At 72.1% G+C, this 14,984-nt stretch carries 11 protein-coding genes; 1 reads left to right on the top strand and 10 read right to left on the bottom strand.

Translation table 11 applies throughout. The features are described from left to right. Positions 1-136: 136 nt before the first annotated feature. The gene (gene chvE / locus QSK25_RS06790) at positions 137-1,231 is read right to left on the bottom strand and encodes a multiple monosaccharide ABC transporter substrate-binding protein (RefSeq protein ID WP_285634764.1); all 1,095 of its coding nucleotides are present in this window, start codon (positions 1,229-1,231) and stop codon (positions 137-139) included. 124 nt (positions 1,232-1,355) lie between these two features. After that, a complete protein-coding gene (locus QSK25_RS06795; protein WP_285634766.1) occupies positions 1,356-3,296 on the bottom strand; it encodes an ATP-binding protein in 1,941 nt (646 codons plus the stop codon). Between the two features lie 125 nt (positions 3,297-3,421). Between QSK25_RS06795 and QSK25_RS06800 the strand changes: the two genes are divergently transcribed. Further along, positions 3,422-4,303, top strand: coding sequence for a cyclase family protein (locus tag QSK25_RS06800; RefSeq protein WP_285634769.1), 882 nt, complete (start codon positions 3,422-3,424; stop codon positions 4,301-4,303). A 4-nt stretch (positions 4,304-4,307) separates the two neighbouring features. Here the strand turns inward: QSK25_RS06800 and QSK25_RS06805 are convergent, their stop codons facing one another. The 8 genes from QSK25_RS06805 to QSK25_RS06840 form a co-directional block, all read right to left on the bottom strand. Further along, the gene (locus QSK25_RS06805; RefSeq protein ID WP_285634772.1) at positions 4,308-5,477 is read right to left on the bottom strand and encodes a fumarylacetoacetate hydrolase family protein; all 1,170 of its coding nucleotides are present in this window, start codon (positions 5,475-5,477) and stop codon (positions 4,308-4,310) included. 66 nt (positions 5,478-5,543) lie between these two features. Next, complete coding sequence (locus QSK25_RS06810; RefSeq protein WP_285634775.1) at positions 5,544-6,908, bottom strand: HEAT repeat domain-containing protein; 1,365 nt, start codon at positions 6,906-6,908, stop codon at positions 5,544-5,546. A gap of 41 nt (positions 6,909-6,949) precedes the next feature. Beyond that, positions 6,950-7,303 carry a CU044_2847 family protein gene (locus QSK25_RS06815; protein ID WP_285634778.1) on the bottom strand — a complete coding sequence of 118 codons (354 nt, stop codon included), beginning with the start codon at positions 7,301-7,303 and terminating at the stop codon, positions 6,950-6,952. Between the two features lie 10 nt (positions 7,304-7,313). After that, positions 7,314-8,600, bottom strand: a complete 1,287-nt coding sequence (locus tag QSK25_RS06820) for an ABC transporter substrate-binding protein (RefSeq protein ID WP_285634781.1) — start codon at positions 8,598-8,600, stop codon at positions 7,314-7,316. Continuing rightward, entirely contained in the window at positions 8,597-9,736 is a 1,140-nt protein-coding gene (locus tag QSK25_RS06825) for a GlnX family signal transduction membrane protein (RefSeq protein ID WP_285634785.1), read from the bottom strand. The genes QSK25_RS06820 and QSK25_RS06825 overlap by 4 nt, the downstream gene beginning before the upstream one ends. Continuing rightward, a complete protein-coding gene (locus tag QSK25_RS06830) occupies positions 9,733-11,175 on the bottom strand; it encodes a vWA domain-containing protein (RefSeq protein ID WP_285634788.1) in 1,443 nt (480 codons plus the stop codon). Before QSK25_RS06830 ends, QSK25_RS06825 begins: the two co-directional genes overlap by 4 nt. Beyond that, positions 11,172-13,379: a serine/threonine-protein kinase gene (locus QSK25_RS06835; protein WP_285634791.1), complete on the bottom strand. Its 2,208-nt coding sequence runs from the start codon at positions 13,377-13,379 to the stop codon at positions 11,172-11,174. Before QSK25_RS06835 ends, QSK25_RS06830 begins: the two co-directional genes overlap by 4 nt. Then, positions 13,376-14,977 (bottom strand): trypsin-like serine peptidase, encoded by a 1,602-nt coding sequence (locus QSK25_RS06840; protein ID WP_285634794.1) that lies wholly within the window; start codon positions 14,975-14,977, stop codon positions 13,376-13,378. The genes QSK25_RS06835 and QSK25_RS06840 overlap by 4 nt, the downstream gene beginning before the upstream one ends. Between the last annotated feature and the right edge of the window lie 7 nt (positions 14,978-14,984).

Consider the following 14,984-nt stretch of genomic DNA (forward strand, 5'->3'; position numbering starts at 1 on the left):
CTCCCTCGGATTCGCGATGACCGCCGGTGAACCTCGATGAGCCTGCGATCCGAGCCTAGTGCAGGAAACCGCCGGGCAGAGCCGGGAGTTGTTTCGAAAAGTCAGGAGACGTTGTGCGGCAACGAGTTCGCGCGAGTCAGCGGAGCTGGTCGTCGGTGTAGTAGCCGGAGTCGACGAGGACCTGGTGGTAGTTGGCCTTGTCGACGCTCACGGGGTTGAGCAGGAAGGCCGGGACGATCTTGACGCCGTTCTCGTAGTCGTTGAGGTTGTTGAGCTGCGGCGGTGTCCGTCCCTTCAGCACCGCCTCCGCCATCGACGCCGTGGCCGTGGCGAGTTCGCGGGTGTCCTTGTAGATCGTGGAGTACTGCTCGCCCGCGATGATGGACTTCACCGAGGGCAGTTCGGCGTCCTGGCCCGTCACGATCGGCAGGGGTGCGCCGTAGCCGTTGTTCTTCAGCGCGGTGAGGACCCCCAGCGAAATGCCGTCATAGGGCGAAAGCACGCCGTTCACCTTGTTCTTCTTGTACGCCGTGGTGAGGATCTCCTCCATGCGCTTGCGGGCGGTCTCGCCGTCCCACCGCAGGGTCGTCACGGCCGTGAAGTCGACCTGACCGCTGCGCACCACCAGTTTCTTCTCGTCGAGATAGGGCTTGAGCACGGACATCGCGCCGTTGAAGAAGAACGCCGAGTTGTTGTCGTCCGCGGAACCGGCGAACAGTTCGACGTTGAACGGGCCGGGCTGGGGACCGGGAGTGCCGTCACCGTTGCGCAGGCCCAGGCCGTTCAGCAGCGACTCGGCCTGGTAGACGCCGACGCGGAAGTTCTCGAACGTCGCGTAGTAGTCGACGTTCGGGCTGCCGCGCAGCAGCCGGTCGTAGGCGATCACCGGGATCCCGGCCTCCGCGGCGGCCGCCAGCGGTTCGGTGAGCGCGGAGCCGTCCACCGAGGCGATGATCAGGAGTTTCGCGCCGGCGGCGATCTGGCTCTGCACCTGCCTCACCTGCGTGGGCACGTCGTTCTGCGCGTACTGCAGGTCGACCTTGTGGCCGCGCGACTCGAGGTCGCGCTTGATGTTGTCGCCGTCGCTGATCCAGCGTTCCGACTTCGTCGTGGGCATCGTGACACCCACGAGAGCGCTCTCAACCGGTTTGCTCTGCTGCCCCGCGGCGGGCGAGCCGCACGCCGCAGCGAGCAGCGCGATCACGGGAACGACGAACTTCGGTGATCGCATTCATGCACCTCACGCGCTGTTTTGTGACCTGCGCCACAAGCGGGATGTGCACGTTAACAACTGATTGCCGGAGGATCAAGCGGTGCGTGCGCAACGGGTTCCGGCCATCAAAGACCCGAATGGGTCAGCGGCGGTCGCGCTCCCACAACAGTTCGGTGAGGTGCGTGACCGCTTTGTCCCGATGCCGCCGGTAGGTGTTGAAAGACAGGTGCAACGACTCCGCGACGCGCTCCTGAACACCGACCGGTCGCAGGAACGTGCGCTCGACCAGCACCCGGAACTCGGGCTTCAGCCCGGCGGCGGTGTCCTCGAGCAACTCCCGCAACGATTCAGCGGGCGTGCGTCCCGCGCCTCCGTGCCGCGCGACCATCCGCGACCGCAGCAACGGGTTGTGGTGCAGCAGTTCCGGGGAGTGCAGGGCGCGCAGCGCGGAGCGGACGGCCTCGGTGAACTCCGGCCGGGACAGCACCTCGCCGGGCTCCTGCCGCACCGGCGCGCCGATCTGGTTGGCGTGCAACAGATCCGTGTACTCCTCCACGTCGGCCCGGCGCCAGTCGCGGGCGAACAGCGGACGGGACGACGCGCCGACGGCCCGGAACCCGAGCGACTTCAGCGCGGGTGTCCACAGTGCGCCGTCCTCGAACGCGTCCACGAAGGTCCACGCCGTGTCGTCGCCGATCAGGACGATCTCCAGCATCTGCCACGCGACGAACAGCGTCAGCGACGGGGACGGGCGTTGCCCGTGGTCGCGGTCGAGGAAGAACCGCCACGCGCGGACCCGTTCGCCGGCGCGCGGAGGCCCGAACTCCTCGGCGTGCCACCACATCGCGTCCGTGCGGGGGTCCGCGCCGAGATCGGCCTCGGCCAGGTCCAGGCACGCGCCGAAGCCCTGCGGTGCGCCGTTGCCGGTGCGGAAGACGCGGAACGCCTCGGGCCGGCGCTGCAGCCACCGCGCCACCGAGGCGGCCTGGTCGTGCCCCTGCCACCGGGCCGTCATGGCGACGATTTCCGGCTGATCGCCCTCGCGCAGCGAGTCGGCGTGAGTCCGCAAGGTCGGCGGGAGCGACGCCAGCGCGGCGAAGCGCGACCGCGTGCCGTTGAGCACGACCGTCATGACCATCAGGTCGAGCCGGTGCCGTTCGTCCGCCGTGGCCCGGACCTGGCCCTGGAACAGCGCGAGCTTCCTGCGGTAGAGGTCGGCGTAGCGGCTGGGATCGCGCCAGCGCAGGTCCGCGACGACGGCGTCGCGGACCACGTCGTGCGGGTACAGGCCGTACGGCGACTCGTCGACGAACACCTGTGCCCGCAACCAGGCGAACAGCTCCCCGGTGTCGTCGCCGGCGAGCGTGCGCAGCAGGTCCTCGGTGGTGACGAGCAGCAGCGCGCACACCTCCAGCGCGGTGCGGTGGCGGGCGCTCGGCACGTCACCGATCAGCTGCGTCAGCAACGCGGCCGCCCCGCCGGGCAGGTCCGCCAGGGTGCGGGGCGACGCTCCGCGGCGCACGGCGTCCACCACCATCGACAACGTGAGGGGGTGACCGCTGCTGATCTTCAGCAGCCGCTCGTGCTCTTCCTCGGGAACCTCCTGAGCGCACAGGTAGGCGCGACCGTCCCGCTCGGACAGGTTGCCGAGGGCGACGACCTCCATCACCGTCCGCCACGCCGGGTCCGCGCGCCACCGCGGGCCGGGGCCACGCCGTCCGGCGATCACCACCAGGCACGACGCCGGGAGCGACGGCAGGTAGTGCTCGCGGATCCAGTCGTCGAGCGGTTCCAGCAGTTCGTAGGTGTCGAGGAAGAGGAGCGAGGGCGCGTCGGCGGGCGCCGGCAGCGCGCTCCGGCCGAGCGCCAGGTGGCGGGCGTCGATCCGGACCGGTTCGACCCCCTTCCCGGCGGCCACCTCGGCGAACACGTCGAGCAACGTGCTCTTGCCCACCCCGCCCGGTCCGTGCACGAAGACCACACCGGAACCGCCCAGCGCGTCCCGGAACAGGGCGACCTCGTCGTCACGACCGGTGAAGGACCGCAGCCGCAGCTCCCGCAGGGTGTGTCCGAGTGAGGGCATGCACCCGACAGTAACCAACCCGGGTTTGGGCACCGGATGGGCAGCGGCCGGGCTGTCGGCGGGGCGCCGGAGCGGTGACGATCTCGACCAGTCCTGTCCCACCGCGGAAACGAGAGACACCCACCATGGACGAGAAGCCTGCCGAGTTCCCGAGCAACTGGGGACGCTGGGGCGGCACGGACCAGCTCGGCACCGTCAACCTGATCACGGCGGAGGCCCGCGCCCGCGGCGTCGCCCAGGTGCGCACGGGACAGTCGGTGTCACTGGCCCGCAAGACCCCCACGGCGCCGCTGATGGGCGGCCCGATGGCCGCGCTGCACGCGGACACCACGGGCGTGCAGACGATCATGTCGTTCACCGGCGCGCCCCCGCTGGCGATGGCCGAGCTGATGCTCGTGACGACCCACCACCCCGAGGTCACCCACCTCGACGCCCTGGCGCACATGGTGGTCGACGGCCAGGTCTACCCCGGGATCGCGCAGGCGGAGAGTTCCGGCCCCGCCGGGGTGACCCACGGCGCCGCCGACGCGTTCGCCGGCGGCATCGTGACCAGGGGAGTGCTGCTCGACCTCGCCCCCGCAGGCGCGCTGCCCGACGGCCACGCGGTCACAGCCGCGGACCTGGACGCCGCCGCGGCGCGCGCGGGAGTCGTGGTGGAGTCCGGTGACGCCCTGGTGGTGCGGGCGGGCTGGGACCGCGTGGCCGACCACGGCCGGCCACTGCCGGGGATGACCTCGGGCGCGGTCCGGTGGATGCACGACCACGAGATCTCCCTCTACGCCGGGGACATCGGCGACGCGTCCCCGCCGGTGCGCGACGACGTCCCCGGCGCGTTGCACCGGCTCGGGCTCCTGCGCCTCGGCCTCGTGCTCGTCGACGGCGCCCAGTGCGAGGAACTCGCGGCGGCCTGCTCGGACCAGGGCCGCCACACGTTCCTCTTCGTGGCCGCGGTGCCCCGCATCCTCGGCACCACGGGCCTGCCGGTGAACCCGCTCGCGGTCTTCTGACCCGTCAGCCCAGCAGCCCGCGGGCGGCGAGGTTCGTCATCAGCGCGGTGATGCCGAACGTCCAGTCCTGCGCGTCCTCGGCGGTGTTCACGACGTTCGTCAACGAGCCCAGCCGAGGAGACGAGATGCGCACGACGTCCCCGACCACGTGCGTGAACCCCTCGCCGGGCCGGTCGCGGTCCTCGGTCGGCGCGAACATCGTGCCGGTGAACAGCACGAACCCGTCGGGATAGCGGTGGTGGGCGCCGAACGCGTGGGACACCAGGTCCTCGAGCTCCCGGCTGATCTCCGACACCGCGCTCACGCCGTGCAGCTCGAACCCGTCTGGACCGGTGATGTCCAGGGAGATCTCGGTGGCCTTGGCGTCCGCGAGCGTGAACCCGTCGTCGAACAGCCGCAGGAACGGCCCGATGGCGCAGGAGGCGTTGTTGTCCTTGGCCTCCGTGAGCAACAGGGCGCTGCGGCCCTCGAAGTCGCGGAGGTTGACGTCGTTGCCGAGAGTCGCGCCGACCGGTGTCCCGCGCGAGTTCACCACCAGCACGAGCTCGGGTTCGGGGTTGTTCCAGGTCGAGCGGGCGAGCACACCCACGTCCGTCCCGACCCCCACCGCCGAGAGCACCGGCGCCTTGGTGAAGATCTCGGGGTCCGGCCCGATGCCGACCTCGAGGTACTGCGACCACAGCCCCTCCGCCTGCAGCACCCTCTTCACCTCCGCGGCCTCCGCCGAACCGGGCTTCAGCTTCGAGAGGTGCCCCTGGACGATCGCGCCGATCTTCGCGCGCACCTCCTCGGCCCGCGCCGGATCCCCGTCGGCCCGCTCCTCGATGACCCTTTCCAGCATGCTGCGGACGAACGTCACGCCCGCGGCCTTGAGCACCTGCAGGTCGACCGGAGCCAGGAGGCGCGGCACGGCACCGTCCGGGTTCGTCGTGGCGGCGAGCACTTCCGCGAGCGGCCACGAGGTGCCCGGGTGGGTCCTGGCGATCTCCAGCGCGTCCGGCCGTTCGAGCAACGACGACATGGTCGGTGCCAGCGCCGAGAGATCCACGACCTCCTCGCCGCGGATCGCCACGACCGAGGGGCCGTCGACGGACGGGTCGAACACCCGCGCGACCAGGGTGGCGGATGCCGCGTCCTGGGGAAGGACGTCGGCGGCGGTCAGCGAGATCCCCATGGAATTCCCTCCTGCTCCGAACCGCAGGTCAGTTCGAAGCCTTCGCAGAGCAGTCAACCGCAGACTTCACGGCTCGCCCACCTGCTGTTCGCGCAACCAGTGCTCCGCCGCCTCCCGCACCGCCGCGTCCGGGTCGCCCACCGCCTCCCGGACCACCTCGGCCAGGTGGCGCGAGTCCCGCCGCCACCACAACAGCGACAGGACGGCGAGACGGCGCACCGACGCGTCCGGGTCGTCCCGCATCACCCGGCACAACAACGGCAGCACCCGCCGCCCGACCTGCCTGCCGAGCTGCCGCCGCCCCAGCACGCTCACCGCGTGCCGGCGGATCAGCGCGTGCGGAGAGCCCAGCCCGAGGACGGCGACGTCGACCTCGGCAGTGGTGATCTCGCAGCAACCGGTGCCGGGAGCCAGCCTCGCCTCCACCGCCGCCAGGTAGGCGGGCTTGCGTTCGGCCACTTCCGCCAACGGCCGGTAGTCGAGCGGTGCGGAGACGACCCCGTGGTCGCGGAACGAGGTGTAGGGCGCCGCGACCGCGCCGGCCACGACGTCCGCGGGCAGGCTGTCGGCGCGGGCGAGCACGAGGTCGAGGCGGCCGAGGCGGGACAGCGCGACCGCGGCCCAGTGCCGCGCGCCGGCGTGGGCCAGTGTGGCCTCCAATGCGGTGATGACGCTGTCGGTGGGGCGGCCGATGTCCGCGAGCAGTTTCGCGGCTTGCCAGGCTCGGTCCGCGCTGCCGCCGAGCAGGTCGAGCAACGCCGAGAACGCCGCCGGGCCGAGTTCGAGCAGCAGGGCTGCGGCGTTCTCCGAGCCGACCGGGCCCTCGAACGTGCCCAGCAGGCCGGTCAGGCGGGCGGCGCGGTCGGCCGGGGGGAGTGCCGCGAGTTCGGCCAGGGCTACCGTGCGCTCGTCCAGTTCCGGGAAGTGGCGGCGCACCTCGGCACCGGTCAGCACGCGCTTGATCAGCGGCTCGTGCAGCTCGTCGTCGAGCAGCAGCACCACGAACTTCCGGTCGGTGACGCCATCCCGGCGCAGCGTCGTGCGTGCTCGGCGGCAGACGCGGACCAGCGTGGTGACGTAGCGGTCGAACGTCCGTTGCCAGTGGCGGGTCGTTCCGGCGCACGCCAGCGCCGTCAAGGCCTGCTCCCAGCGTTCGGCAGACCCGGGTGGCAGCCAGTCGTCGAGGTGGCGGTCCCAGTCCGGGGCGCTCCACCGCAGCTGCTCCCGGACCTCCTCGGGTTCGCGCGCCAACGCCTCGACGCTGTTGACTCCCAACAGGGGCAACGCGATCAAGCCGTCCTGCTCGCGGTGGACGCGGTGCAGCGCCGCCGCGTAGAACCGCTCGCCGGGGTGGACCGCCGCCTCGACGGACCGCACCACGCCGTCGTGCAGGGCCCGCTCGAACTCCGCCCAGTCAAAGCTCGCCGTCACGGGAGCACTCTACGGCGCGTCCGATGTGGACGAAGCGGAACTCAGTTCTCCTCCTCGACCACTTCCTCCTCGATCGGGGTGTGGTCGCGCCGCCACCGCAGCTTCACCTCGAACTGGCCCTGCACGCCGGTGCGTGCGATCACGGCGCCGGCCTCGGCGTCCAGCTTCACGCCGAACTTGAGCTCGACCTCGTCCGGCGGACGGGACATCGCGCGGAACTGGTCGAGCGCGGTCGAGGCGGCGTCGCGCACGTCGGTCAGCGCCTTCTCGAAGGACGCGCGGGCGTCGCGCAGCACGCGGCCCGAGCGGCTCGCCCGGGAGACGCCCGGCTCCTCGTCGACCTCGACGACGACCGAGCCGCCGCCGTCCAGTGCGAAACGCGCCAGTTCAGTCATGCACCACTCCTCATCGGCACGGGAACTCCACCCGTTCTTCTTCCGGGACACCGGATCGGACGATCTCCAGCTTCTCCAGCAGTGACTCGAGCCGGGACGGATCGTCGACGTGTTCGAGCACCGCGCGGTAGAACGCGGTGCGCATCTTCGGGGGCATGAGGTCGGAGGCGTCGAAGCACAGCGACTGGTCCGAGGTCAGGATCGTGGCGATCTTCTTGCTGACGTCGTCGCGGTGCTCCGACGGCCCGACCTTGCGGTTCGTCGAGAACGCGCCGCCGTTGCGCGGCCAGATCCGTTGCGCCTTCTCGGAAGCGAGGTAGCTGATCAGCCTGCGGGCCTGCGGGGTGTCGGTGAACATGGCCGCCAGGTCGGCCGAGACCACCGAGGCGGGTGGCTTGCCGGCGAACGCGGGGAACGGGAAGAAGTCGAAGTCCCGCGCGACCTCCGGGGCGGTGTCGTAACCCTGGTAGACGCCCATGATGAACGACGCCTGGTGGTCGAGCAGGCACCCCGGCTGCGGGCCGAACAGGGCCCTGCCGGAGTCGACGAAGTCCGTCAGCAGCGCGGACTTCGGACCACCGCGCACGGTCGTGGCGCCGGCCAGCCGGCTCCAGGTCGTCCACGCCTCGCGCACCTGCGGCGACGTCCACGGCAGCTTGCTCGCCGCCCACTGCCGGTAGACGTCGGGGCCTGCCTGGTGCAGCAGGACGTCCTCGATCCAGTCCGTGCCGGGCCAGCCGGAGTCCGGGGTGGCGCCGAGGCCCATGCACCACGGCGTGCGGCCGCCTGCCGCGAGTTCGTCGCTCAACGCCAGCAGTTCCTCGCCGGTCCGCGGCACCGGGGAGCGCAACGTCCCGGGGTTGAACCAGATCGCGCTCTTCAGGTCGGCCTTGACCGCGACGGCGAAGCGCTGCTCGCCGCCGTCGCGCAGCGCGACCTTCTCGAGCGCCAGCCACTGCGCGCTGTACTCGTCCTGGCCGGAGGGGACGATGCCGTCCAACGGGACGAGGTGCCCGTCGCGCGCGTAGGCCGCGAGTTCCCCTGGACTGGGCAGCAGGGCGATGTCCGGGGGAGTGCCCTGCCGCACCTCGGACCCGAGCACCTGGCTCAGCGCGCGGGTGCCGACGTACTCGACGACGACGTTCTCGTCCTTCTCGAACTCCGCCAGCACTTCGAGGAACCGCTGCTCCTCCTGGCCGGTCCAGGACGCCATGATCTGGACCTTCCCCGCGGCGCCCGCGCCGGAGCAGGCGGGCAGCGCGCTCAGCAGGACCAGCACGATCAGCAGTCGGATCATCGTCGCTCGTACCTGTATTCCTGGATGCGCGGGTGGAGGCCGAGGAGCACGGACAGCCCGATCAGCACGGCGCCGATCGGGATCAACGTCTCCAGGCCCGCGTGGTCGTCGGCCGCCGCGACCGAGGCGTTGACGTGCTTGGCCGCGTCGGTGAGCTCCTTGTCCGACACCGGGTCCGGCGTGCCCGTCTGGCGCAGGTCGGACAGGAATCGGACGACCGTGTCGCCGCAGCCGCCGTCCGCGGCCGCGCAGAGCTTCGTGACCAGGTTCTTCAGCTCGTCCTGCGCGGCGGCCCTGGTGGTGGAGGTCCGTCCGTCCCAGGTGGACGTCACGTCGCGCAGTTCGCCGGCCGCCGTCTCGACCTCCTGCTGCGCCAGGACCCCGAACACCGCGATCGCACCGCAGCCGGCCAGCACGACCGTCGCGAACACCAGCGGCAGGTTCCACGCCCGGCGGAACCGGCGGCGCAGGAACCGTTGTGTGACAACGAGGAGCACGAACAGCGCGATGATCGGCACGGCGACGAGCGCTCCCCGCCAGAACGTCGTCGAGCTGCCGTCGAGCTGGTCGCCGAGCGCGGCCTGCTGCGCTTTCACCAGCTCGTCGAACTGGGCCAGCACCCCGCTGCCCGGTTCGTGCAGCAGCCGGGACGCGTACCAGAGGTCGACCGCCGCCAGCGACGTGCTGCCGCCGCCCTGCCGGTAGTGCGCGTCGGCCTGCTCGATCCACCCGGTGTACGCGACGACGAGTCCGGCCACCACGCGCAGCTGCTTGCTGCCGGACTCGCCCAGGGTGTTGTCCTCGGCGACCTGCGCGATGCTCTGGCTCGCCACCGCGATCTGGTTCTGGTAGCGGTCACCCGGCCCGATCAACTGGGCCTCGCCCGAGCTGAAGCTCCTGATGGCCACCGAGTCCGCCTCGGCGAGTGCGGACCGGGCGACGGCGGCCTCCAGCAGCGCGGGGGCACTGCGGTCGCGCACGGTGTCGATGGTGTCGTGCACGCTGTCGAAGGCGTACCAGGACGACAGCAGCACCAGCGCGGTCACGCCCAGCAGCGCGGCGCGCAGCCGCAACAGACCGCGCCGGGTGGTGGAGCGGGCGTCCGTCCGGGTGGCGACCACGCCGGGGGCCGTCATGCGCTCACCTCGAACGCCTGGCCGCACCCCTCGCAGAACGCGGCGCGGGCGGGGGAGACGTGCCGGCAACGCTCACACGTGCGATCGGGACCGGTCTGCTGCGGGCCGGGGTCCTGGGCGGCATCGGGGCCGCGCGTGCCGTGGCTCCGGCTGAGCTCGCTCAGCTTGACGTCGAGCAGGTCGAGGTCGGTCCGGACGCGCACCTCGCCGCGGGCCGGATCGCCGACGACGTCGACCAGCCGGTGCAGCCGGGTGAGCACCTTCTCGTTGCGCTGCGCGGAAGCCAGCGCGACGGCCCTGCCCCACTCCAGCGCGGCCCGTTCGGTGTCGCCCTCGTCGTACGCCTCGCACCCGGCCATCACCGCCCGGCCGAGTTCGGCCTGGTTCGTGGCGTGCGCGACCCGGGAGTCCATCACGCTGGAGAGGACGGTGTTCTCGGTCCACTGCGCGACGATCGGCCGCACGTCGCCCGCGACGGCGGCCGGGGTTTCGCGTCCGGCGCGGACGGGCACCAGGGAGGCCTCGGCGATCTGGTACTCGAGCAGCCCCAGCCCGTCCGGCCGCACGTCCAGGCAGATGTGGAAGTCCCGGCTCTCCTCACCCCAGGAACCCGTGGGGAACAGGGTGGTCAGCGGGCCCGTGGACGTGCCGAGCGCGGTCAGGTCCGTCTGCGTCGGGAACGTCTGCCGCAGGAAGCGCACGCGGGCGAACGGCGTGGTCTCGACCTGGACCAGCAACTCCGGCACGACCTTGCGCATCGCGGCCCGCATGATCGCGGTGAAGTCCTCGGCGAGTTCGTGCTCCTCGCGGACGGCGTCGGCCGTGCCGTTCAACGCGGACACGATGCGCAGCAGCTCCTCGGGCTCCCAGCCGTCACCCACGCCGCGCGCGTCGCAGACGAACCGGCCGGAACATCCCGCCAGCACCTCGTCGAGTTCCCCGGACGTCTCGTGCTCGTTCTTGCCGTCGGTCAGCAGCAGGACGTGCCGCACGGCCTCCGGGTGGGCGGCCAGCAACCGGTCCGCCAGCCGCAGCCACGACCCCATCGCGGTGCCGCCGCTGGCGGTCAGGCGCCGCACCGCCCGCTTCGCCGCGGCCCTCGTCGCGGCGGTCGCCGCGACCAGGCGGTCGTCCTTCGGGTAGATCACGCGCGCCGCGTGCGTGCCCTCGACCACCGCGAAGAACGCCCCGTCGCGCAGGGCGTCGATCGCCGCGGCGGTGGCCTCCTGCGCGGCCCGCAGCTTCGCCGGAGGGCTGTGCATCGAGCCGGAGCAGTCGATGGCGATCACCTCGGCGGCCTCGGGGACCTCGCCGCCGGTCAGGCCGCCGAGGCCCCGGGTCGTCACGGTGAGCACCGCGTGCATCTCGGTCTCGCCGGCGAACAGGTACGGGTTCTGGCTCACCTCGAGGCTGAAGGCCGGCTGCGCGTCCGCTGTCATGACCACGTCCTCGGGCGAATCGTGTTGGCCAGGTCGATGAGAATGCCGTGCTCGTCCTCGTTGCGGGCCTGTCCGGCCAGGCCGCGGTACGACTCCTCGAGCAACCGCCGCAGTCCGTCCGCGCTGGGCACGGCGCCGAAGACGTCGGCGGCGTCGAACCGGGTGCCGGGTTCGCCGACGAGCGGCAGCGCGGCCTCCCGCAGGATCGTGACGAGCCGGTTGCGCCCGTCGGTGTCGAGGTAGAGCGACGGCAGGCGTTCGGCCGCCTCGCCCAGGTCGCCGACCGCCGGGGTACCCGACGCCAGCCGTCCACAAAGGATGATCACGGCCGCGACGGCGGCGGCGTCGAAGTGCCGGGACACCTTGGGCACCTCGTCGAGCACGGCCACCGCGCCCGCCCGGTCGCCCTCGGCCAGCCTGATCCTGGTCAGCCCGAACGCGGCGCTGCCCTGCGACCGGTCCCGGCGCCAGACCGCCTCGTAGAGCCGCCGGGCCCGGTCGAGTTCGCCCTCGTGCTCGGCGCAGAAGCCGAGCGCGAGCTTCGGTGCCTCCTCGCCGGGCAGCGCGTCGTAGACGGCGGTGAACTCCAGCCGGGCCTGGCCGACCTCGTCCCTGGCGAGCGCGATCAGCCCGCGGTGCCACGCGATCCGCCAGTCGCCGGCCTCGCGCCCGGCCGCGCGCAGGCTGTCCGCGGCGAGGTCGAGCCGTCCGATCTCGATCTCCGCCCGGCAGCGGGCGAACCAGCTCTCCGCGGTGTCGAGGTCCGCGGTCGTCAGCTTGTCCAGCAACCGCAGGGCGGTCGGCTCGCCGATGACGGCGAGGTACTCGGCGGCGTCGTCACCGGGATCGACCCGCGGCACCGGCAGCCCGATCGCGACCTCGGCGGCACCCGGCCGTCCGTCCGGCAGCGGCACGCCGGTGCCGCTGTACCGGTCGGGCCTGGTCCACCGGTGCAACGGGGGCACGTCGCCGAGTCCTGAGTCGAGCAGCGCGGCCGTCGGTGCGAAGACGGTCGACGGATCGGGCCGGGCGACGCCGTCGCGCAGGGACGCGATCTCGCGCCGCACCCCCTTGAGCTGCTCGGCCATCTGGGCCGCCGAGTCGAAGCGCTGGTCGGGGTCCTCGTGCCGGGCCCTGGCGATCAGCCGGCGGAACGACTCCAGGCCGAGCGCGAGGTGCTCGTCGGTCGCGCCCGTCTGCTGGTCCAGCCAGTCGGTCGTGCCGGTGTAGAGCCGTTCCAGCGTGACGCCCACGGTGTGGATGTCGGACTGCACGGTCAGGCCGCGGGCCTGGAACTCCGCCTCGTCGACCTCGAAGGGCTTGGTGCCGATCCGGCTGCTCTCGCGGTCGTCGGCCTTGCGCACCGCGCCCAGGTCGATGACCTTGACCCGGTCCTCCTCGCCGCGGTGCCCCGGCCGGACGATCACGTTGTCCGGCTTCATGTCGCAGTAGAGGTAGCCGCGCCGGTGCAGGTACTCCATCGCCTCCAGCACCTGCAGCACGCAGAAGATGACGTGCTCGACCCGCAACGGCTCGGTGCCGAGCGCGCGTTGCCGGGTGGCCTCGCGCAACGTCAGCCCGTCGACGTACTCCATGACGATGTACTCGCGCTGCTTGCCCGCGCTGTCGGGGTGGGCGACGAAGTTGAGGATCCGCACGATGTTCTTGTGGTCCATCATCGTCATGGCGCGCCGCTCCGCCGTCGCGAGCGCGGCGTAGCGCAGGTCGATCAGTCCTTTGAGGACGACCAGGTTGTCGTCCAGTCGGCGGTCCCGCGCCAGGTACACCCAGCCGAGCCCGCCGCGCGCGAAGCAGCCGATCACCTCGTACTGGCCGTCGACCAGGTCACCCTCGTGCAGGTTCGGCACGAACGAGTACGGGTGCCCGCAGGCGGGGCAGAACCCCTCGCTGATGGCGGGCTGACCCGCGTAACTGCGGCCGACCGGCGCCCCGCAGTTCTCGCCGGGGCACTTGCGGCTCTCTTCGGGAACGTCGGTGTCGTTGAGGATCCGGCTCGACGGGTCGGGGAACTCGAACACCGGCAACGCGAGCGGATCACCGCTCGAGTGGCTCAGGACGGAGGTGGCCGGCACCGCGGTCACCTCCGCGAGGGCCTCGTCGGACAACGGCCGCAGCCAGCACGTGCCGCAGAAACCCGTGGCCCGCACCGTTCCGGTGCACCCCGGCCGGTTGCACGCCGTCACCGCCGCTCCCTCCCCGCGTCGCCGAGCGCCCGCCGGACCGCGGCCCCGTACCCGCGCACCGCCTCCTCGGCGAGCGCGAGGTCGTCGAGCCCGCGTCCCAGCAGGTCGTGCGCCCGCCGGTACAGCCCCGCCAGCCCGGTGTCCTCGACGAGACCACCGCCGTCGGCCTTCGCCTGGTAGGCGTCGAGCAGCCCACCCGCCTCCCGCCGACGTTCCAGCAACTCCTCCACCACCCGCGCCGCACGCCCGGTGCGCCTCAACGCCCGCGCGAGCGAGACCTCGGTCTCCTCCAGCAACGGCCGCACCGAGTGCGCGTCCGGCCGTCCGAGGGCGGCCCGCAGCCGCACCAGACGCATCCGCAGCCCGGCCGCGCGATGATCGACCTCACGGTGGTGGCGGTCGAGCAGTTCCTCCTGCGCCGCAAGCACCTTGATCTCGTCCGCGAGCCGGTCCAGCCGCGCGGTGAGCGACCCGAGCTCCCACGACCGCGCCGCCGTGAGGCTCGGCGACGACTCGCGCCGGAAGCCGAGCACCACCCGCGACCCCTGCTCGACGAGAGGCTTCAGGACCTCCTGCAACAACACCTCGGGCTGTTCGGCGTCGTCCACCCCGTCGACCACGACGGTCATCGGCGGTGTCCCCGCCCGCACCTGCTCACTGGGAGTGCTGCTCTCGTCGGCCCCCACCCCGGCGCGGTCGATGATCCGCCGCGACACCTGGTCGGCGGTCCGGCTCGACGCGTCCACCGCGAGGTCGACGCTTCCGACCGAGGGCACCGTCCCCTCCGGCGCGCCGTTCGTCTCCGGCCGCGACTCCACCGCCGACAGCCCGACGGCGCGGTGCAACACCTCGCGATCACGGCCCACCAGCACCATCACCACGTCGCGCGAGTGGTGCCGATCGAGCCACCCGGCCAGCGCCCGAGCCAGCCCGACCTGCTCGACGTGCGCGTCGGGCGTGCCGGTGAACCCGTCGTCGAGCGGCGCACCCCCGACGGCCCACCGCGCCACCCCGGGCAGGTGCACCAGGATCGTCTCCACGGGGATCATCCAGGCCAGGTGCGCGATGTCGTTGGCGAACTCGCCGACCACGATCCCGATCACCGCCCGCGACCCGTCCGCGTCGTCCACCACGCCCGCCCCGCTGAACCCGCTGGTCACCGGAAACTCGTTCGCGGAGTCGCGGTTGAGCTGCACCCACTCGTGCCCGGGCCCGCCCCGCCCGGCGAGCCGCGCCAGCACCGACACACCGTCGTGCACCCGCCGGGGAAACCCGACCGTGCGCACCACGAGGTTCCTGGGCAACGCGGTCCGGCGCAGCAGCGCACCGGCACCGTCCACGGGCCCCGCCAGGTCCAGCAAGGCGACGTCACCCCGGCGGTCCTCGAGTGGCGGCACGAAGTGCTCGTCCGCCACGTCGGCGCGCACGGCGGGCCCGCGCATCCGGTCGACGAACACGTGGTCAGCACCCGCGGGCACCACGTGCGCGCAGGTCAGCACATGCGTCTCACCGAGCAGCACACCCGCGCCGAGGACGCCGCCGTCGGCGTCGAGCACGCGCACCCGCCACGGCTCGTCGTCGGGCATGTGATCGGCCACGCGGCCG

Origin of the sequence: Lentzea sp. NBRC 102530 (assembly GCF_030269365.1) — a bacterium.
GTDB lineage: Bacteria > Actinomycetota > Actinomycetes > Mycobacteriales > Pseudonocardiaceae > Lentzea.